Raw genomic sequence first — 18,805 nt, 5'->3', positions numbered from 1 at the left:
AAGCGTGTGAGTTGAAATGAAGTGACCAATTTTCTGTGGGTAAATCTAAGGACATGATATGCGTATATTTACGAAATAAAAAGAGGGTAATAAAATGAAGATTTTAGGAATAGAAAGCTCCTGCGATGAAACAGCCTGCTCTGTTGTTGAAGACGGAAAAACGGTGCTTTCAAATATAGTTGCAAGTCAGATAGACGAACACAGGCTTTATGGTGGAGTTGTGCCGGAGATAGCCTCACGTCGCCATGCGGAGAACATAACATGGGTAACAAAAGCCGCTCTTGAAGAAGCAGGCTGCACAATGGACGATATCGACGCTGTTGCAGTGACCTATGCCCCTGGTCTGATCGGAGCACTTCTCGTGGGAGTGAGCTTTGCAAAGGGACTTGCCATGAGTGCAGGCAAGCCTCTTGTGCCTGTTCACCATATTGCAGGACACATTGCCGCAAATTATATCTCCCACCCTGAGCTTAAACCGCCTTATCTTTGCTTGGTCGTGTCAGGAGGACATTCACATATTGTAGAGGTGCTTGATTATTCAAGATATCATGTTATAGGCAGAACAAGAGATGATGCCGCAGGCGAGTGCTTTGACAAGGTAGCGAGAACATTGGGCTTTGAATACCCTGGCGGAAAGTTTATCGACAATGCCGCAAAGTCAGGTGATCCTAATGCCTATAAGCTCCCTCACCCAAAGGTGCAGGGCAGTGAATATGACTTCTCTTTCAGCGGACTAAAAACTGCCGTTATAAACCTTGTGCATAATGCCGCACAAAAGGGCGAAACTGTCAATGTGAACGATATGGCGGCTTCGTTCCAGAACACAATATCCGACATTCTTGTAGACAAAGCAATGCTTGCCGCAAAAGATCTTGGGTACATTACCATAGGGCTTGCAGGCGGCGTTTCGGCAAACTCAGGGGTAAGAGAGAAGCTTCAGAAAGCCTGTGACAAGCGTGGCTATAAGCTTTATATGCCTGAGTTTAAATACTGCGGAGATAACGGTGCAATGATAGCTTGTCAGGGATATTTTGACTATCTTGCAGGCAGACGAGCAGATGAAAGCCTTAACGGCATTGCAACGCTGTCGCTGGATAAGATTTCGGAATAATCTTATGGATAAGCCTGTAAGGAAAATCATAAGACTTGACAATTATGATTATTCAAAAAATGGACTTTATTTTATTACCATATGTACTGTCCAAAAAAACGAGTTGTTGTGGGCAACAGATGTAGGGGACGGCGCCCCCGACGTCCCGTTATGTTGCGCACACGCTGTCGGAAAGGTCTATCTTTCAAGCTTTGGTAAAATTATCAGAGATAATATCCACAGAGCAAACAGTGTCTATGATGACAAAAAGATATTGCAATATGTCATAATGCCAAATCATATCCATTTTATACTGAAAATCGGTGCGGGAGTCAGCGGGACGTCGAGGGCGCCGTCCCCTACAAACGAGATAGTTCCACAGTATGTGTCAATGTTGAAAAGATTTATAAATAAGGATATTGGTTTTAATATTTTTCAGCGTTCATATTATGACCATATCATCAGAAACCAAAAAGAATATATAGCAATTTCAAAATACATACATAATAACCCTATCAAGTGGGACGTTGACGAGTATAATCCAAGAAAAGAGAACAATAAAGCGGAGGTGCTTGGACTAGAATGAAACTACTAGCCATAGACGGAAACAGCATAATGAACAGGGCTTTTTACGGAATAAAGCTGCTGTCAAATTCAAAGGGACAGTTCACGAATGCCCTTACGGGGTTTATGAATATTTACCTCAAGGAGATAGGCGAGGTAAAGCCTGACTGCGTGGCAGTGGCTTTCGACCTTAAAGCCCCTACTTTCAGACATAAGGCGAATGCCGCATACAAAGCCAACCGAAAGGGTATGCCTGAGGAGCTTGCTCAGCAAATGCCTGTTATAAAAGAGCTTTTGGGCGACCTTGGTATAAAGATAGTACAGTGCGAGGGCTATGAAGCAGACGATATTCTTGGTACGCTCTCAAAAGCCGCCGCAGATTCAGGCAACGAGTGCTATATTCTCACTGGTGACAGGGACAGCTTCCAGCTCGTTTCCGACCGTGTGACAGTACGCCTTGCCACCACAAAGGAAACAAAGATATATACCCCTGACAGGATAATGGAAGAATACGGCGTTACCCCTCGTCAGATGATCGAGGTAAAGGCTCTTATGGGCGATACCTCAGACAATATCTCAGGCGTAAAGGGCATTGGCGAAAAGACCGCCCTTTCCCTTATCAAGCAGGAGGGCGATGTCAAGACCCTTTATGAACACCTCGCAGATATCAAGCTTACCCCGTCTGTGCGCACAAAGCTTGAAAATGGTCATCAGGACGCTATAGACAGCCGCTTCCTTGCCGAAATATGTCTTGAAGCCCCTGTTGATAAAGCAACAGAGTTTTATAAGCTGGGCGAGGTTGATACCGAGAAAACAAAGGCTCTCCTTGCCGACCTTGAAATGATGAGGCTTATAGACAGATTGGGTCTTAGCGGAAAAGCTGTGGAAAGCGCTGACAGCGCAGTGCAGGAAAGCAAGCTAAAGCTTTCCGACCTGCCTAAGTTTGAGGTCAAGCCACTTGATGAGAGCGTTATATCTGTTCTCGGCAAGGACAAAACAGCGTATTTTATCTTTGCCGACAATAAGCTTTCTATCCTCTGTAACGATGTTATCTACACCACCGAGGACAATGCAATTATCACAGCTTTTATGGGAACAGCCTGCGAAAAAATAACCTTTGAGGGCAAAACTGCCCATAAGTTTGCGTTCTCAAATGGCACTCACCTTGAAAACCTAACTTTCTGCTGTGACCTTGCAGGATATCTTCTCAATTCACAGTCAAGCGAGTATACAGCGGAAAATCTTTGCCTTTCATATAAGTGCCTTTACCGCTCTGATATGGGGGAATATGCAGACCTTTCAAGCCTGCCTGCTCTTAGTGAAAATCTGAAAAAACAGCTTGAAATGACAGAAATGACAAAGCTATTCGACGATATCGAAATGCCACTTTGCGAAGTGCTTGCTTCAATGGAGTTTTACGGTGTAAAGGCTGACGCAGAGGGCATAAAGGCTTTCGGTGAGGACTTGAAAATAAAGATAGACGAGCTTACTTCGCAGATATATATGTATGCAGGCAAGGAGTTTAATATAGCTTCCACAAAACAGCTTGGGGAGGTGCTTTTCGAGGACTTGGGTCTGCCTGCAAAGAAGAAAACAAAGTCGGGCTATTCCACCAATGCGGACGTTCTTGAAAGCCTTATGGACAAGCACCCTATCGTGCCTCTTATTGTTGAATACCGCACACTCACAAAGCTCAATTCCACCTATGTTGACGGACTTTTGAAGCTTATCCACCCTGACGGCAGAGTCCATTCTGTTTTCAAGCAGACCGAAACAAGAACAGGAAGGATATCCTCCACAGAGCCTAATATGCAGAATATCCCTGTGAGAAAAGAGATAGGCAGGAATATGCGTAAATTCTTTGTTGCCGAGGACGGCTATACTCTTCTTGACGCTGACTACAGCCAGATCGAGCTTAGAGTGCTTGCTTCCGTGTGCGGTGACAAAAATATGCAGGAAGCTTTCTCAGAGGGCAGAGATATCCATACCTCAACGGCGGCACAGGTCTTTGATATCCCAGAGGATTTCGTCACACCTGAAATGAGAAGTGCGGCAAAGGCTGTAAACTTTGGTATAATCTATGGCATAGGTGCATTTTCTCTGTCAAAGGATATCGGCGTGACCGTTGCGGAAGCAAAAAGATACATCAAGAATTATCTTGACAACTTCCCGAAAGTATCTGAATTTATGGATAAGACAGTTGATGACGGCATAAAAAACGGCTATGTCACCACCCTTTTCGGCAGAAGAAGATATATCCCTGAGCTTTCTGCTTCAAACAAGGTCTTGCAGGCTTTTGGAAAGAGGGCGGCAATGAACGCACCTATCCAAGGTGCGGCGGCTGATATCATAAAGATAGCGATGGTAAGAGTATACAAAAAGCTTAGAGAAGAAGATCTTGACGCAAGGCTTATTTTGCAGGTGCATGACGAGCTTATTATAGAAGCGGCTGAAAAAGACAAGGACAGAGCCGAAAAGATACTCAAAGATGAAATGGAGAACGCTGTAAAGCTTGCTGTGCCAATGACAGTGGACGTAAACAGCGGCAGAAGCTGGTACGAAGCGAAAGACTGATTTTTTTTAGTGAGGAATGAGGAGTGAGGAATGAGGAATTAAGGTATCGCCTGCGGCGATGATCTTGATTTCTATATGTAGGGGCGAACAGCGATCACCCGTTTATCCGTATTGCTTATTTTATATGTTTTGCTCTTATTATCTTTGTCATCTTCGTGGTTTGGCTGACATCTTGTTTGTGATTGTTGACGAACTTTTTGACGGCTGTCACAATAATACTTGACTTTTGTGAAATTTGTGGTATAATTCTCTATGTAAAAAGTGTGTAAGAAAGATAGATAAAAAGTAGAATAATAGGAATTTGAAAAACGAAAAGGGGCTGGGAAAATGAAAAAATTGCTTTTTGTGTTCAACCCCCATGCTGGCAAGGGACAGATAAAAGATAACCTTTGCGACATTGTGGATATTTTTACAAAGGGCGGCTATGAGGTAGTCACATACCCTACGCAGGCTAAGCTTGACGGCTATAACAAGCTTTGCAAGTGCGGTCAGGATTATGACATGATAGTCACATCAGGCGGTGACGGAACATTGTCTGAGGCTGTCAAGGCAATGATGACATTTGATAAGAAAATACCGCTTGGATATATTCCTGCCGGTTCAACAAATGATTGTGCGCAGTCTTTGAGCATACCGAAAAAAATGCTTGACGCCGCAAGGGAGATAGTTGACGGCGTGTATTTTGATTATGACGTTGGTAAGTTCAACGGTCAGTATTTTGTGTATGTAGCAGGCTTTGGTGCATTCACTGACGTTTCCTATGAAACCTCACAAACACTGAAAAACAAGTTTGGTCATGCCGCATATGTGGCAGAGGGGATAAAAAGGCTTTCAAAGATAACAGGTCAGCAAATGAGAGTGGAGCATGACGGCGAGGTAGTAGAGGGCAGCTTTATACTGGGCCTTATCTCAAACACTATCTCTGTGGGCGGAATGAAAAAGCTTATCGCATCAGGCGTATGCTTTGATGACGGACTGTTTGAAGTGGTCTTGGTAAAGACACCTAAGAACGCTATCGAGCTTAGCAACACAATAAATGAAGCAGTGCTTAATAAGCTCAACGATAAGCATTTTGTGACTTTCAAGACCTCAAAGGTCACATTCACAAGCGTGAACGAAATTCCTTGGACGTTGGACGGAGAGTCGGGCGGAAAGCATACATATGTTGAGATAGAAAACTGCAAGCAGGCAATAAGATTCAAACTCAAACCCAATGACATAACCGCAGAGCAGACGGCTGTTCAGTGCAGTGCAGGGGATATGATAATGACCGAGGACGGTCACCCTGTTGTCATTGAAGACCAGTATGAGATAGAAGATTAAGCTGTTTTGTAGGGGCGGACTTTGGTCGCCAGCCTTTTAACAGAATTTTGACAGAACAAAAGCGGACGAGTTCTTTTCGTCCGCTTTTTGCATATGCCTATTTTTTGTTTTTTAGCCGAAACTGGGAGGGTGTCATGTTGTATCTGCGTTTGAACTGCCGCATGAAATGTACGTCATTTTCGTATCCGCATACGGCGGCAATGTTTTTCACTGTCATGTCAGTGCTGAGAAGATAGTATTCAGCGTTTTTCATTCTTGCACAGAGTATATCCTCATAACAGCTCACACCGAAACGTGAGGTGTAAAGATACTGAAAGTGGGAGGGGCTTACGCTGAGAGTTTTCGCCATATCGGCAATGTTCCTGCTCCCAGAGGGAGAGCTGTAGATGTCAGCCCTGAGCCGCTCAAGTGCGTCAGCGTAGTGACTGCGCTTTCTTGGCGGCTGACCGCTCTTGCTGAGAGAATATTCCTCTCCAAGTCTTATGAGCAGCATTCTGAGCATAAGCTCGATATAATCCTCACGCCTGCCGCTTTCAGATAAGCTGAGTCTGCTTATGGTGGATAAAATATCCTCAGTTTTCTCTGCGTCTGATAACATAAAAATCGTATCATATGGGAGTGAATAGTCACGGGTGAGCATATCGTCGCAATCAAAATGAAGCCAGTGGTTAATGTAAAATCCCTTGCAGGCACGGTATATCTGCTCAGTGCCTTTTTTGTATAGTATTGCGCTGTCAGGGGAAACTGAGTATTCCCTGCCGTGCAAACGCACCACCGCAGAGGATTTGAATATAAGCAGAAGATTATCCCCCGAACCGTTTGGACGGCGTATATCAAAAGACCCGTCATGGCTGTAGTTTAGTCCCAAAGCGTGAAGTTCCATAGGTTTTCCTTTTCTAATTTCGTATGATGTATCAGTATAATAATAGGATATATCATTGTTGTTTTTTTGTCAAGTGATAAAATATAATTGAAACTAAAATCATATACTTTTAGGAGGTCACAATGAAAGAGATTTCAATGCTTATCAATACCGCAGACAAACGTTCCCACATCAACCCGGAGATATACGGACACTTCTCCGAACATCTTGGCAGATGTATCTATAACGGAATGTACGTTGGCGAAAATTCTGAGATACCGAACATAAACGGCGTAAGAAAAGACGTTATCGAAGCTTTCAAGGAGATAAAAATGCCTGTTCTCCGCTGGCCGGGAGGCTGTTTTGCTGACGAGTATCATTGGAAAGACGGTATCGGCGAAAAAACACAGCGCAAGAAAATGATAAACACCAACTGGGGCGGCGTGACGGAGGATAACTCTTTCGGCACAAATGAGTTCTTTGACCTGTGCGAAGAGATAGGCTGTGAGCCGTATCTTGCAGGAAATCTCGGAAGCGGCACTGTTCAGGAGCTTTCCGAGTGGATAGAATATATCACCTTTGACGGCGTTTCCCCTATGGCTGACCTGAGAAGAAAAAACGGCAGAGAAAAGCCTTGGAAGCTTAAATATCTTGGTATAGGCAACGAAAACTGGGGCTGCGGCGGCTCGATGCGCCCTGAGTATTACTGCGATGAATACAGAAGATATCAGAGCTTTTGCAAGAATTTCAGCGGCAATGAGCTTTACAAAATTGCCTGCGGACCAAATTCCAACGATTATAACTGGACGGACGTTGTAATGTCAAACCTTGGGGAGTGGCACACAAAGGCTATCTCTTTGCACTATTATACTGTTCCTACAGGTGACTGGAACAAAAAGGGCAGTGCAACTGAGTTTTCAGACGAGGAGTATTACGAAACTATATCAAAAACTCTATATATGGACGAGCTTATAAAACGTCACAGCGAGATAATGTCACGCCGTGATCCAGAGGGTAAGATAGGTCTTATAGTTGACGAGTGGGGCTGTTGGTATGACGTTGAAGAGGGCACAAACCCAGGTTTCCTCTATCAGCAGAACACAATGCGTGACGCTATCGTGGCGGCTTGCAATTTGAACATCTTCAATAACCACAGCGACAAGGTAGTAATGGCAAACCTTGCGCAGGCTGTGAACGTTTTGCAGGCTCTTATTCTCACAGAGGGCGAGAAAATGGTAAAGACGCCTACCTATCACGTCTTTGATCTTTTCAAAACTCATCAGGGAGGCGAGCTTTGCTACAGCTATGCCAACAATTGTCAGGCAGGCGGAAAGATTCCGATGATATCACAATCTGCCTCAGTAAAGGACGGCGTCCTCACTGTCACTATAGCGAATTGCTCTATAGATGATGACGCTCATATCTGCTGTGATATAGCAGGAGAAAATTATCAGAACATTGAGTGCAGGATACTTGACAATGAAGTAAGGGACTATAATGATTTTGATAACTGCGATAAGGTCGCACCAAAAGAGTACAGTGCGAAAATGACAGAAAAGGGCTTTGAGATAGACCTGCCAAAATGCTCCGTTGTAGTTGTGACAATGAGATAAGGACTATAAGGAGAGTCAAAAATGACAGTAAAAGATAAAATTTTGCAGGGAAGAACATATCTTGGCATAGAACTTGGCTCAACAAGAATAAAGGCTGTTCTTATAGACGATAGCTTTTCTGTTATCGCATCAGGGTCGAAGCAGTGGGAAAACCGCTTTGAGAACGGCTGTTGGACATATTCTCTTGATGATATCCACGGGGGCATACAAGCCTGCTATAAAGACCTTGCAGAAAATGTAAAGGCACAGTATGGCATTTATCCTGAAACATACGGTGCAATGGGTATTTCTGCTATGATGCACGGCTATATGGCTTTTGATAAGAATGACAAGCTTCTTGTGCCTTTCAGAACATGGCGCAATACCATGACCGCTCAGGCGGCAGGAGAGCTTACAAAACTACTGGGATTCAATATCCCACAGCGTTGGAGCATCGCACATCTTTATCAGGCGGTGCTTAACAAAGAATCCCATGTTCCTTATATCGCTTATATCAATACCCTTGCAGGCTATGTGCACAAAAGGCTTACAGACCGCTTTGAAGTTGGCGTTGGCGAAGCTTCAGGTATCTTCCCTGTGGAGGGCATAGGATACAAAAAAGAGTATTGCGAGCCTACAGAAAAAAGTCTTGCGGAAAAAGGCTTTGACCATAAGCTGAAAGATATTCTCCCAGCGGTAAGAAATGCAGGGGAAAAGGGCGCAGTTCTTACAGAGGAGGGCGCAAGATTCCTTGACCCGGAGGGACGCCTCAAAGCAGGCGTGCCGGTCTGCCCGCCTGAGGGTGACGCAGGCACAGGCATGGTGGCAACGGACAGCGTGCTGAAAAAGACCGGAAACATCTCCGCAGGCACTTCCATATTTGCAATGCTCGTCCTTGAAAAGCCACTTAACGGTGTTTACGAGGAGATAGACGTCGTTACCACCCCTGACGGCTCGCCTGTGGCAATGGTGCATTGCAATAACTGCTGTTCAGAGCTTGACGCATGGGTGAATATGTTCGGTGAGTTCGCAAAGCTCACAGGCAATGAGATAGACAAGAGCAGGCTTTATGAAACTCTCTATAAAAATGCCATGACAGCCGACAGCTCATGCGGTGGAGTGACAGCCTATAACTGCCTTTCTGGCGAACCTGTTATAAAGCTTGACGAGGGCAGACCAATGTATTTCCGCACTCCCGACAGCACTTTGACCTTGGGCAGCTTTTTCAGAGCACAGCTTTATTCTTCTTTCACCGCACTGAAAATAGGCATGGATATCCTCTTTGACAGAGAGCAGGTAAAAGCTGAAAAGATAACAGGTCACGGAGGACTTTTCAAGGTCAGCGGAGTGGCTTCACAGCTTATGGCGGACGCACTTTCTACCCCTGTTTCAGTAATGAAAACAGCAGGCGAAGGCGGAGCATGGGGCATGGCTATCCTTGCGGCATATATGGAGCTTTCAAATGGCGAAAAGCTTGCAGACTTCCTTGACAAAAAGGTGTTCGCAGATATGGAAGTGACAACTTCTCAGCCTGAGCAGACAGGCTCAGAGGGCTATAAAACATTCCTTGAAAGATATAAAAAGGGATTGGCGGCAGAAAAAAACGCACAGTTCTGAAAAAATCATAGAAATTCATAGATAGATCGTAGTGGCGACCTGAGGTCGCCCGCCAACCAACTGTCTTCTCAAATTGTCGGTGAGCTGTTCGCTTGTACGGAAAATGGGCAGACAAAAGGTGCATTTACCAAATCAGAGAAAGGAGAATTTTATGCTTGAAGAATTAAAACAACAGGTGTGCGAAGCAAATCTGCTTCTGCCGAAATATGGACTTGTCACATTCACATGGGGAAATGTTTCTGCTATCGACAGAGAAAAGGGCCTTGTGGTCATAAAGCCCTCAGGAGTGCCTTATGAGGGCATGACAGCCGATGATATGGTGGTAGTTGATCTTGAAAGCGGCAAGGTTGTGGAGGGAAAATATAAGCCTTCCAGCGATACTCCAACACATTTGGAGCTTTACAAAGCCTTTGATATCGGCGGAATAGTACATACCCACAGTCGCTGGGCAACATCTTTTGCTCAGGCAGGAAAGGGCATAATACCAATGGGCACAACTCACGCAGATTATTTTTACGGCGAGATACCATGCACAAGAGCAATGACCCCTGAGGAGATTGCAGGTGAGTATGAAAAGGAAACAGGCACTGTTATAATCGAGGCTTTCAAAGGTCTTGACGCAACTCAGATACCTGCCGTTCTGGTAAAAAGCCATGGCCCCTTTACATGGGGAAAGGACGCCGCAGAAGCCGTTCATAATGCAGTCGTTCTCGAAGAAGCCGCATTTATGAACTTCCACGCAATGATGCTGAACCCTGAGATAGGTCATATGCAGCAGGAGCTTCTTGACAAGCACTTCCTTAGAAAGCACGGAAAGAACGCATATTACGGACAAAATTGATATCAAGCGCCCAGATTTTCTGGGCGTTTTTTTGCGCCTTTGCCCCTATATTGTGCAAAATGTATATTATATGTACGCTGATTTGTACAAAAGGGTAGTTTTTTGTACTTGTTATAAGTAAATTCTTGACTTATGTTTTAATAATATGTTATAATTAAAATAATGTCACGGTAATATTTATTGTGTCACAGCGGAAATGAATGGAATATAGTATAGATATTACCTCAAGGCAATGCCATGCAAGGTTTGCCTTAGAAACGAGGAACGGAGGCTTGTAATGAAAAAGCAAATTGATTACGGCAGCTATGCGTCCTATAAGGAAACGGTAAAGGGTCTTACAGAGAACCTGAAATCGCTGCTTGGATTGAGCGAGGAGATCGCTCTTGTCAATACTGCGGAATCTATTCGGGAAACATTGGAGAAAACTGCCGAGGAGCATTTTGAGGTCGCTATAGTGGGCGAGTTCAAGAGAGGAAAGAGTACCCTTATCAACGCAATGCTGGGTCAGGAGGTACTTCCTGCTGACGTGCTGCCTGCAACGGCTACCCTTAACAGAGTTACTTATAGCGAAGAGCCGTATGTGCAGGTGGAATACAAAAACGGCAAAAGTGAAAGGGTGGATATAAACAAGCTGGAGGACTATGTAACAAAGCTTACAGCAGAGTCGGAGGAAAGAGCCGAAACTGTCAAGGAAGCCACTGTTTATTATGATACCGAGTTCTGTAAGAACAACGTGGATATCATAGACACTCCGGGTCTTAACGATGATGATCAGATGACCAACGTTACTCTGTCTATCCTGCCGAAAATAGACGCAGCCGTTTTCGTTATCAGTGCAAACTCCCCTTTCTCACAGTTTGAGAAAGAGTTTTTGGAAAAGAAAATGCTCACTTCCGATGTGGGAAGAATTATCTTTGTTGTAAACTGCTTCGGTACTTTCTCACAGGCAGACGAGAACAAGATAGTCGAAACTGTAAGAGGACGTATTGGAAAATACGTTATGGAAAAGGCTAAAAAGGTCATGGGCGAGGATTCCCGTGAGTTTGCGGTCTATAAAAGAAAGATAGGAACTCCGAGAGTTATCGGCGTTTATGCAAAGCAGGCTCTTAATGCCAAGGAAACAGGGGATAAGGAAGCCCTTGAAAAGAGTAACTTCCCTGAGTTTGAAAAGGCTCTTGAAACCATGCTCACAAAAGAGCGTGGCGTTATCGCATTGCAGATACTTGCAAATAAGATAACAAATTCGGGTACTGAGATACTCAGAAGCGTTGTTATGCAGGAAAACGCACTCATGATGGCTAACGATGAGTTCATGGAAAAGTATGACGAGGCTATCAAAGAGATAGGCGAGATAAGAAATAAGAAAAGACAGGAATTTGTCAAGATCAACGACGCCGCAAATCAGGTGTTCAATGACCTGCAGCCGGTTCTGGACAGCTATTGGACAAACATCGAGCAGACAGCTATGGAGGTTATAGACAACTTCCAGATGTCATCAGACGATTTCAAGAAAGACCAGCTCAAGCTCGTTACCGCAAAGCTCACCGAGAAAATAAAGGAGAGTATAGAGGCAAGAGCGCAGATAATCTGCGAGCAGATACAGAACAGCATAAACTTCGCTGTTTCCTGTGAGGCTGAAAGACTTCAGGAATTTGAGGACGAGTTCTTCGAGTCCGTTACAAAGATACAGCAGATGTTTACTATTTCCGACAGAGTTTCAAAGAACGGCGGCGTAATGGATAAGATAATCGGCGTTGCTATCGGCTCTTACGGCGTCGGAGGATTGTTCCTGGGCTTCAGAGAGTCTGGCGTAAAGGGCGCACTTTTGGGCGGAGCAACAGGCTTTGCAGGATTTTATGCTACTTATTATACCGCTATATTCTTTGCAGGCTTCTTTGGCATCACTGCTACCCTGCCAGTGACCCTCTGCCTTATGGCTCTTGCAGGCATTGCAGGTACTTTTACTTCAAACTTTGCCGTTGATAAGATACTTGTTAAGGAAAGAATAGATAAGTATAAGTCAAACTTTAAAACTCAGGTGAGAAAGCAGTTCCACGAAATGAAGCTCAATAATGACTTCACTGAAACTGTCCGCCGTCAGGTATTCTCAGCATTTGAGGGTCTGAAGGGCAAGATCGAGAGCGAAACAGAGATAATCCTCCGTGATACTCAGGAAACACTTGATAATCTTAATGATCTTAAAACAGAAAAGAGCAACATTTCTCAGAAGGAAATGGAGCGTCTCCATGATATTGCCGAGAGCGCAAGCGCTATAGTTCAGGAAGCATATCAGGTAAGACGTGTGCTTACCGAAGCTATGGAAAGCTGACGGTCATATAAAAATATTATTTTAGGATCAAGGGAGGACAGGTCATGAGTACAAATACAACGGAAAGGGAAAATCCGCTGCTACAGATTGACACAAGCTTCCGCACATATTTGAACGCTTATACAAGAAGCTATCAGAACCATATAGTTGACGGCGTGCTTGACTATGCTTTTGAGTCCGACTTTGCCGTAAGGCAGAAGATAATGGGACTTGGGGGCTGGGGAAAGCTCGTCAAGGCGGCAGGCTCGCAGGACGTTTCTGCCGAAGCAAAGCACCTGTTTCTTAAGTGCGAGCAGGTTGGCCCGCTGAAATATCCTGATATCTATGACATTGTGAAGAAGTGTGCCGAGCGGTTAGAGCTTGTTGTGCCTATCGTCTTTGTCAGAGGGGATATGGATAAAGCACAGGTCTACTCTGTGGCAAGCGATATCATCGAGCCTTGTATCGTGCTTTCAAAGCAGGTAGTGGAAATGTGCAGCAAGGAGGAGCTTATGTTCCTTATAGGCTGCGAGTGTGGAAGAATACAGAACAATCATTGTGCCTATAATATGGCATTTACATATCTCAATTACAATAAGTATACTTACAGACCAGTTGAAAGGTCATATAAGCAGACTGTGAACAATCAGCTTTATACAGCGCTTGTTCAGTGGGTGAAGTATGCTGATATAACTGCAAACAGAGCAGGCATTATCTGCCTCGATAAGCCGGGAATGTTCATAAGCGTCATAACAGGGCTTTATAACAAGGGCTATATCGACTTTTATGGCAGACAGCAGAAAAATATGGATACCGACGGACTTATCAAAAAGGCTGAGAGCGTCCATGCAGTTTCTTCAAGAAATCTGAAAACAGATAATACTATGAGCGAGCTTGAAAAGCTTGTTGTCGCAGCTACTGAGTTTCTGTATTGCTCAGTTCTTTATGAATGGCGTGGCGACGCAGAAGATTCTGACAGACACCTTGTTTCAGGTCAGATATGTGATGTGCGCAGCAGTATTATAATCGGAAACGGAGGCGTGATAGGTGGATAGTGCTAATATCAATACAGCGGAGCAGAATATTGCACAGGTAAAGACCGCTCTTAAAGCCTTTGTTGAAAATGAAAAGATAGCGAAAATGCTCGGCAAGGATTTTGTCAGCGAAATGAACGATTGGGAAGCTCTTATCGAGAAAAAAAGCGAAGAGCCTTTCACGCTGGTCATACTTGGCGAGTTCAAAAGGGGAAAAAGCACCATTATAAACGCCCTGCTGGGCAAGGAGCTTGCACCTATAAACGTTACACCTGAAACTTATACTATAAACGAGATATCTTTCGGCCATACACAGTATGTGGAAGCTATCCTTGAAAACGGCATGAGAGTGCCACTGTCGCTGGAGGATATTACAAGAGAAAAGCTTGAGCAGAGAATGAAGCTTTTCCCTGCAAAAATAAGCTATGTTCAGATAAAGGACAACGCCCCTATACTCAAAGAGATAAGGATAGTGGATACCCCAGGCCTTTCTGACTTGGAGAGCCTTGATAAGCAGGTAATGGATTATATTGTCAATGCCGACGCTATCATGTATGCGGCATCATGCCTGCTGCCTTTTTCTGAAAGCGAGCAGTTGTTCCTTGCAAGCCATGTCCAGCCTCAGCGATTTGGTATGCTCTATATCCTCGTGAATATGATAGACGCAATGAACTCTCAGAAGGACGCTGATAAAATACTAAAGCGTGTGAGAAACATATCCGAGAGGATAGTGCCTAACGCTATCGTATACGGCATAAGCGGTGCAGACGAGCTTAGCCGAAAGCTTGGCAGAGAAAGACCGCTGGACAAGGGTACAAGAGAGTTTTACGAAACTCAGTTTTTCCAGTTCGAGCTGTCTTTGCAGCGTGATATAATCATGCAGAAGGACGTTATACGATCAAAGCGTGTTCTTACAATGCTTTCGCAGATGTGCGACGAAACAGCCGCAAAGCTTAGACTTATAAGCGATATGGCAGAGCTTGACAAGCAGAAGCTTGCCGACAGAGCAAAAGAGTTTGAGGAGCAGTGTGAAAAGCTTTCAAAGGCTCTGGAGGAGAAAAAGCCTGCTTTGCATCTTTCTATTATCGAAATGCAGCAGGAAGCCGAAGCTTGGATGTATGAGTTCTTCTCAAAGCTGAGAGCAAGCATTTTGGATTGCCGAGGAAAAGACGCAGACGGAAACGACCTTTACAGCTCTGAGGATATAGAAAAGCATTTCTATTCGTTCCTTATGGAAAAGGTGGGCGAAGCATATCGAAATTGTATCGAGAGCCATAGAGACAGGATAGCCGAGATAGTGGAAGGCACAGGCAGAGAACTTGCCTCCGCCCTTGGCATAGACGATCTTTCAAAGGCGGCAAAGGCTCCGTCAGTGGAAATGATAATGACCTCCCTGAACAAGAATGTAACACGTTCTGTTATGGGCGTTCAGCTTTTTGGCACCAGCGAAACCTTTCCTCCTGCCACAATGTCAGTTTTCAGCCTTATCCTTAAAAAGAAAAAGCAGACCGATATAATTGATATCGCTCTTGAAAACTATGACGATATCAGAAATAATATCGTCAAGGATATAAAAACAGTTTATCAGGACCTTGAAACAAAGGCAGCCGCAAGGCTCGACAGCCTTTATCAGTATCAGGTGGAAATGGGCAGAGAAGCCCTCAATCAGGCTCAGCAGCTCATGATGGTTTATGATAATGACGAGATAAGGCAGACCCTTGTGGAAGCAAAGCAAATGCTTGCCGAGCCACAGAGAATACTGGCAGAGAGCAAATTATAACAAAAATAAAAACGTCCCATTAAGTTGGGGCGTTTTTTTGATAATGGCGTAAATATGCTTCTTGACAAAAAAACAGGCTGTTTTTGCAGCCTGTTTGGAATGTCTAAAAAGTATCAGATCAACGTGCGACCTCAGGTCGCCGCTACATTTTGTATGCAGTAAATTATTTGTCTTTGTATTGCTCAACATTGTTTTCTATCTTGTCAACAGAGTTTCTTTCTGTTATGTCAACACGATAGTTGTACTGAGCGTTCTTTGTGACAGTGTTTTCAGTGAAGTATTCAAGTTCACCGTCTTTATCGAAAAAATAGGTTGTGGAAAAGCCCTTTGTGCCTATCTCCTCAGCGTCCTTTCCCAGCTTTGAAACGTCATAAACATACGTCACAGTAACAGAGCCGTCATCACCGATAATGTCAGAAACAGACTCAACAGCTTTCGGTGCAAACATCAGCATACCCTCGTCAGCTTGTGGGTGCTTTGCCTTTCTTGTGTACTTTGAAAAGCCCTTGTCGCCCTTTACCAAATGTGAGTATTCTCCGTTATCATAGGTGTAGCTCTCGATTCCGTTGTTATACTGAGCGTATTCCTTTCCACCGTTCTTGCCGTAGTAAGAATAGGTCAGCACATCCTTTTCGTCATACTTGAAAGTGAACTCCTGCTCGATATCACCAGTGTCCTCGTTGGTTATAACGACTTTTGCGGAGTCAAGCGCCGCATAGTCCTCCCTTGCCTGATATACCAATGTGTCATGCTTTGGCTCAGGCGTACCGCAGGAAGTGCATAAAAGGCAGACAGCCACTGTTAAAGCTACTGCTGCTGTTTTTAGAAATCTCATTTTAAAATTTACTCTCCTTAAAGCCCCTTGCAGGTCTTTGAGAACACTATAAGCGCCGCAGCAATAGTGAATATCTGCGAGATAGTTGCATGGACCATAAGACCTATATTGAATTTTATCACATACAGGTCTATAGCAAAGCTTTCAACGCCTACATTTTTTCCCCATGCAAGCCAGCCCACATAATCCTTGCCCTCACAGACGTAAGCTATGAACGCACCAAGTATTATTCCTGCCAGCATGAAAAATATAAACGCAAAAGTCTTTTTGAAATTTTTCATGACTGAATATCCTCTGTTTTATGTATCGGTATCTACTTTCTTCTTGACGGAGATTTTCTCTTGTTGTCAATGACTTTTTTCAGATCAGAAAATCTCTCCTCGCTTGACGCCTTGAACTTGCTGAGCATATCCTCAAAATCAGCATTTCCTGAATTGCTGTCAGCATTGTACACCGGAGGCGGATTTTTAGCAAAATCCTGTGGCGCTCTGTCTCTGTTGTGATCCCTGTTATAGTCGTTTCTAGGTCTGCCCTGAGAATTGCCTCCCTGACGGTTGAAATTTCTCTGACCACCGTTAGGTCTGCCCTCTCTGCCACCCTGGTGACCGTTCTCTCTTGGCTTTCTCTGTGGCGCAGGCTGAGCCTTCTTGATAGAAAGCGATATCTTTCCGTCGTCGCCTAAATTAAGCACCTTTACCTTGACGGTCTGACCCTCGGTAAGATGATCCTTTATCTCGTTTACGAATGTGTTCGCAACCTCCGAGATGTGGACCATTCCTGTCGTATCCTTGTCAAGCTCCACAAATGCTCCGAATTTTGTGATACCTGTTACTTTTCCTTCATAAATTTTTCCTACTTCAAGCTGCATTTGATTTTTGTGTCCTCTCTGCAATAAAAATTCTGCTATATGAACGGTCAAAAGACCGTGTTTGCCTTAGTCGCTGTTGTTTACAATATAAAATCTGCGCTCATTAGGATAAGCATAGCCCAGCTTTTCAATAGCTATCTTCTCCATATACTCCGCCTCGTCGTCAGAACTGAGCAGCCTTGTGTATTCATCATTGAGCTGCTTGGCGGCGGTTATCTTTTTATTTATAGCGTCTGACTCTTTTCTGAGCTGTGCTATCTGCGCCTGCTGTGAGATGATAATCACCCCTGAATAAACAACAAGAGCGGCAACAGCAAAAATAGTCAGAAGCTTAACAAATCTTGATCTTTTCGGCTTTGGATTTTTTTTAGCAGCGTCCTTTTCAGCGTCAGCCGTTTCGGACGTTTTATTTTTAAAACCTAGCATTGTGTACTCCTTTTTTGATTACAAAACCGACCTTTCCATAAGCAATACCCCAATAACTGTCATGAGGCGTTACCTATACTCTTTTCTATTATACACTAATCAAAAGAGAGTTTTCAAGTGCTTTTAGAAGTTTTTTTTCGTAGAGAGGAAATTTTGCACTTTTTCACAAAACAGTCCCTGAAACCGTCCGCTCTTTTGGTAATAAATTTAACCACAGGCGAAAACGTTTTAGCAAATAGTTTTCTGATGATCAAAAAAAGGCTTCTCAGCACGGATACAACAGCGTTTCCTACAGTAAGATGTTCTATCACAGAGCCTGTTAGCATACCGACTAAAACAAACCCTCTTATAGCCCCCGTCAGCCCGGTGCAAAATGTGAAAAGTGCAAAGCCGTAAAGAAATGTGTAAATGATATCCTCAAAAAAGGTGAGTATCTTCCCATGTGGCAAAGCCGCCCTGAATACCCTGAAAATATCATATAAAAGCCCCAGCCCGCAGCCCAGAACCACAGACAGCAGAAAAAGCTCCCTTTCAAGCTCTATGCTTAACTGCATCTTTTCCATTTATCTTTCCCCTTTCTCCAACCTCTTGCACCATGCAATGACATTGCATATACTTTTGGCTTAAAAACCGCCCGAATATACACCCCCCACTTGTAGGGGCGAACAGCGTTCGCCCGCCTGTTCGCAGTTTTTTCGGTTAATAGCTATCCAACAAAAATGCGGATATACCGACCACAATTAGCGGTCAGCCAACGGGTGACCTAAGGTCGCCCTTACATATGTTATCTGAATATCTTCCCTATCGCCGAGAGCTTTTTCTTTCTGTCCTTTTCTCCATAAACCAAAGCCCAGATATCTCCCTCCACGGAAACATCTCCCGACTCAACGCTTATTTCGTTTATGTGCAGGTCTTTGCCTTTTATCGTCAGCTCTCCAAGCTGTGTGAAAAGCCTTATCTCATCCTCGTCAAAGCTGTCAACGTCCGTTACGCCCGAAAGCTGTAAACGCTGTCTGTTTTCAAGAATGGCATTGTGCCTGCCCTGAGTATCATTCATAAAAGCACCCCCTGATATTTTTCTTATCTATGTA

At 44.2% G+C, this 18,805-nt stretch carries 17 protein-coding genes; 10 read left to right on the top strand and 7 right to left on the bottom strand.

Annotation, left to right across the window (positions count from 1 at the left end):
- Nucleotides 1-94 precede the first annotated feature (94 nt).
- The 4 genes from tsaD (at nt 95) to RBI_RS10305 (ending at nt 5,551) form a co-directional block, all read left to right on the top strand.
- Nucleotides 95-1,111 carry a tRNA (adenosine(37)-N6)-threonylcarbamoyltransferase complex transferase subunit TsaD gene (tsaD, locus tag RBI_RS10320; RefSeq protein ID WP_038672747.1) on the top strand — a complete coding sequence of 339 codons (1,017 nt, stop codon included), beginning with the start codon at nt 95-97 and terminating at the stop codon, nt 1,109-1,111.
- Entirely contained in the window at nt 1,059-1,676 is a 618-nt protein-coding gene (locus RBI_RS10315; protein ID WP_207640608.1) for a transposase, read from the top strand. The genes tsaD and RBI_RS10315 overlap by 53 nt, the downstream gene beginning before the upstream one ends.
- Entirely contained in the window at nt 1,673-4,228 is a 2,556-nt protein-coding gene (polA, locus tag RBI_RS10310; RefSeq protein ID WP_038672745.1) for a DNA polymerase I, read from the top strand. The genes RBI_RS10315 and polA overlap by 4 nt, the downstream gene beginning before the upstream one ends.
- Before the next feature lie 327 nt (nt 4,229-4,555).
- Nucleotides 4,556-5,551 (top strand): diacylglycerol/lipid kinase family protein, encoded by a 996-nt coding sequence (locus tag RBI_RS10305; RefSeq protein ID WP_081856016.1) that lies wholly within the window; start codon nt 4,556-4,558, stop codon nt 5,549-5,551.
- Between the two features lie 97 nt (nt 5,552-5,648).
- On the opposite strand, the gene RBI_RS10300 is transcribed toward RBI_RS10305, so the two are convergent.
- Entirely contained in the window at nt 5,649-6,434 is a 786-nt protein-coding gene (locus tag RBI_RS10300) for a helix-turn-helix domain-containing protein (RefSeq protein ID WP_038672744.1), read from the bottom strand.
- Between the two features lie 122 nt (nt 6,435-6,556).
- Between RBI_RS10300 and RBI_RS10295 the strand changes: the two genes are divergently transcribed.
- The 6 genes from RBI_RS10295 (at nt 6,557) to RBI_RS10270 (ending at nt 15,585) form a co-directional block, all read left to right on the top strand.
- Nucleotides 6,557-8,026 carry an alpha-N-arabinofuranosidase gene (locus RBI_RS10295; RefSeq protein ID WP_038672743.1) on the top strand — a complete coding sequence of 490 codons (1,470 nt, stop codon included), beginning with the start codon at nt 6,557-6,559 and terminating at the stop codon, nt 8,024-8,026.
- 21 nt (nt 8,027-8,047) lie between these two features.
- Complete coding sequence (locus RBI_RS10290) at nt 8,048-9,622, top strand: xylulokinase (RefSeq protein ID WP_038672741.1); 1,575 nt, start codon at nt 8,048-8,050, stop codon at nt 9,620-9,622.
- Nucleotides 9,623-9,773: 151 nt separating this feature from the next.
- Nucleotides 9,774-10,463: an L-ribulose-5-phosphate 4-epimerase gene (gene araD / locus RBI_RS10285; protein WP_038672739.1), complete on the top strand. Its 690-nt coding sequence runs from the start codon at nt 9,774-9,776 to the stop codon at nt 10,461-10,463.
- Between the two features lie 277 nt (nt 10,464-10,740).
- On the top strand, nt 10,741-12,792 hold the full coding sequence (locus RBI_RS10280) for a dynamin family protein (RefSeq protein WP_038673497.1): 2,052 nt from the start codon (nt 10,741-10,743) through the stop codon (nt 12,790-12,792).
- Nucleotides 12,793-12,836: 44 nt separating this feature from the next.
- The gene (locus RBI_RS10275; RefSeq protein WP_022287149.1) at nt 12,837-13,826 is read left to right on the top strand and encodes a M48 family metalloprotease; all 990 of its coding nucleotides are present in this window, start codon (nt 12,837-12,839) and stop codon (nt 13,824-13,826) included.
- Entirely contained in the window at nt 13,819-15,585 is a 1,767-nt protein-coding gene (locus RBI_RS10270; protein ID WP_038672737.1) for a dynamin family protein, read from the top strand. The genes RBI_RS10275 and RBI_RS10270 overlap by 8 nt, the downstream gene beginning before the upstream one ends.
- A gap of 163 nt (nt 15,586-15,748) precedes the next feature.
- Here the strand turns inward: RBI_RS10270 and RBI_RS10265 are convergent, their stop codons facing one another.
- The 6 genes from RBI_RS10265 to yabP form a co-directional block, all read right to left on the bottom strand.
- Nucleotides 15,749-16,420, bottom strand: a complete 672-nt coding sequence (locus tag RBI_RS10265; RefSeq protein ID WP_038672734.1) for a hypothetical protein — start codon at nt 16,418-16,420, stop codon at nt 15,749-15,751.
- A 17-nt stretch (nt 16,421-16,437) separates the two neighbouring features.
- Nucleotides 16,438-16,701: a DUF4321 domain-containing protein gene (locus RBI_RS10260; protein WP_038672732.1), complete on the bottom strand. Its 264-nt coding sequence runs from the start codon at nt 16,699-16,701 to the stop codon at nt 16,438-16,440.
- Between the two features lie 32 nt (nt 16,702-16,733).
- A complete protein-coding gene (locus RBI_RS10255; RefSeq protein ID WP_022287145.1) occupies nt 16,734-17,288 on the bottom strand; it encodes a S1 RNA-binding domain-containing protein in 555 nt (184 codons plus the stop codon).
- A gap of 66 nt (nt 17,289-17,354) precedes the next feature.
- Nucleotides 17,355-17,714, bottom strand: coding sequence for an FtsB family cell division protein (locus RBI_RS10250; RefSeq protein ID WP_022287144.1), 360 nt, complete (start codon nt 17,712-17,714; stop codon nt 17,355-17,357).
- A gap of 113 nt (nt 17,715-17,827) precedes the next feature.
- Nucleotides 17,828-18,277: a spore cortex biosynthesis protein YabQ gene (yabQ, locus tag RBI_RS10245; RefSeq protein WP_038672730.1), complete on the bottom strand. Its 450-nt coding sequence runs from the start codon at nt 18,275-18,277 to the stop codon at nt 17,828-17,830.
- A 221-nt stretch (nt 18,278-18,498) separates the two neighbouring features.
- Entirely contained in the window at nt 18,499-18,771 is a 273-nt protein-coding gene (gene yabP / locus RBI_RS10240) for a sporulation protein YabP (RefSeq protein ID WP_022287142.1), read from the bottom strand.
- Between the last annotated feature and the right edge of the window lie 34 nt (nt 18,772-18,805).

The organism is Ruminococcus bicirculans (ex Wegman et al. 2014) (genome assembly GCF_000723465.1).
GTDB classification, from domain to species: Bacteria; Bacillota; Clostridia; order Oscillospirales; family Ruminococcaceae; genus Hominimerdicola; species Hominimerdicola aceti.
The sequence above is the reverse complement of the archived record's forward strand: the minus strand, read 5'-3'. Positions and strand labels throughout refer to the sequence as shown.

What these genes read in the sequence shown, in the direction of transcription:
- RBI_RS10260 (WP_038672732.1), bottom strand. Translation starts at nt 16,701, where the DNA reads ATGAAAAATTTCAAAAAGACTTTTGCGTTTATATTTTTCATGCTGGCA.
- RBI_RS10280 (WP_038673497.1), top strand. Translation starts at nt 10,741, where the DNA reads ATGAAAAAGCAAATTGATTACGGCAGCTATGCGTCCTATAAGGAAACG.
- RBI_RS10290 (WP_038672741.1), top strand. Translation starts at nt 8,048, where the DNA reads ATGACAGTAAAAGATAAAATTTTGCAGGGAAGAACATATCTTGGCATA.
- RBI_RS10250 (WP_022287144.1), bottom strand. Translation starts at nt 17,714, where the DNA reads ATGCTAGGTTTTAAAAATAAAACGTCCGAAACGGCTGACGCTGAAAAG.
- RBI_RS10265 (WP_038672734.1), bottom strand. Translation starts at nt 16,420, where the DNA reads ATGAGATTTCTAAAAACAGCAGCAGTAGCTTTAACAGTGGCTGTCTGC.
- yabQ (WP_038672730.1), bottom strand. Translation starts at nt 18,277, where the DNA reads ATGGAAAAGATGCAGTTAAGCATAGAGCTTGAAAGGGAGCTTTTTCTG.
- RBI_RS10305 (WP_081856016.1), top strand. Translation starts at nt 4,556, where the DNA reads ATGAAAAAATTGCTTTTTGTGTTCAACCCCCATGCTGGCAAGGGACAG.
- araD (WP_038672739.1), top strand. Translation starts at nt 9,774, where the DNA reads ATGCTTGAAGAATTAAAACAACAGGTGTGCGAAGCAAATCTGCTTCTG.
- yabP (WP_022287142.1), bottom strand. Translation starts at nt 18,771, where the DNA reads ATGAATGATACTCAGGGCAGGCACAATGCCATTCTTGAAAACAGACAG.
- RBI_RS10295 (WP_038672743.1), top strand. Translation starts at nt 6,557, where the DNA reads ATGAAAGAGATTTCAATGCTTATCAATACCGCAGACAAACGTTCCCAC.
- RBI_RS10315 (WP_207640608.1), top strand. Translation starts at nt 1,059, where the DNA reads ATGAAAGCCTTAACGGCATTGCAACGCTGTCGCTGGATAAGATTTCGG.
- RBI_RS10275 (WP_022287149.1), top strand. Translation starts at nt 12,837, where the DNA reads ATGAGTACAAATACAACGGAAAGGGAAAATCCGCTGCTACAGATTGAC.
- polA (WP_038672745.1), top strand. Translation starts at nt 1,673, where the DNA reads ATGAAACTACTAGCCATAGACGGAAACAGCATAATGAACAGGGCTTTT.
- RBI_RS10255 (WP_022287145.1), bottom strand. Translation starts at nt 17,288, where the DNA reads ATGCAGCTTGAAGTAGGAAAAATTTATGAAGGAAAAGTAACAGGTATC.
- RBI_RS10300 (WP_038672744.1), bottom strand. Translation starts at nt 6,434, where the DNA reads ATGGAACTTCACGCTTTGGGACTAAACTACAGCCATGACGGGTCTTTT.
- tsaD (WP_038672747.1), top strand. Translation starts at nt 95, where the DNA reads ATGAAGATTTTAGGAATAGAAAGCTCCTGCGATGAAACAGCCTGCTCT.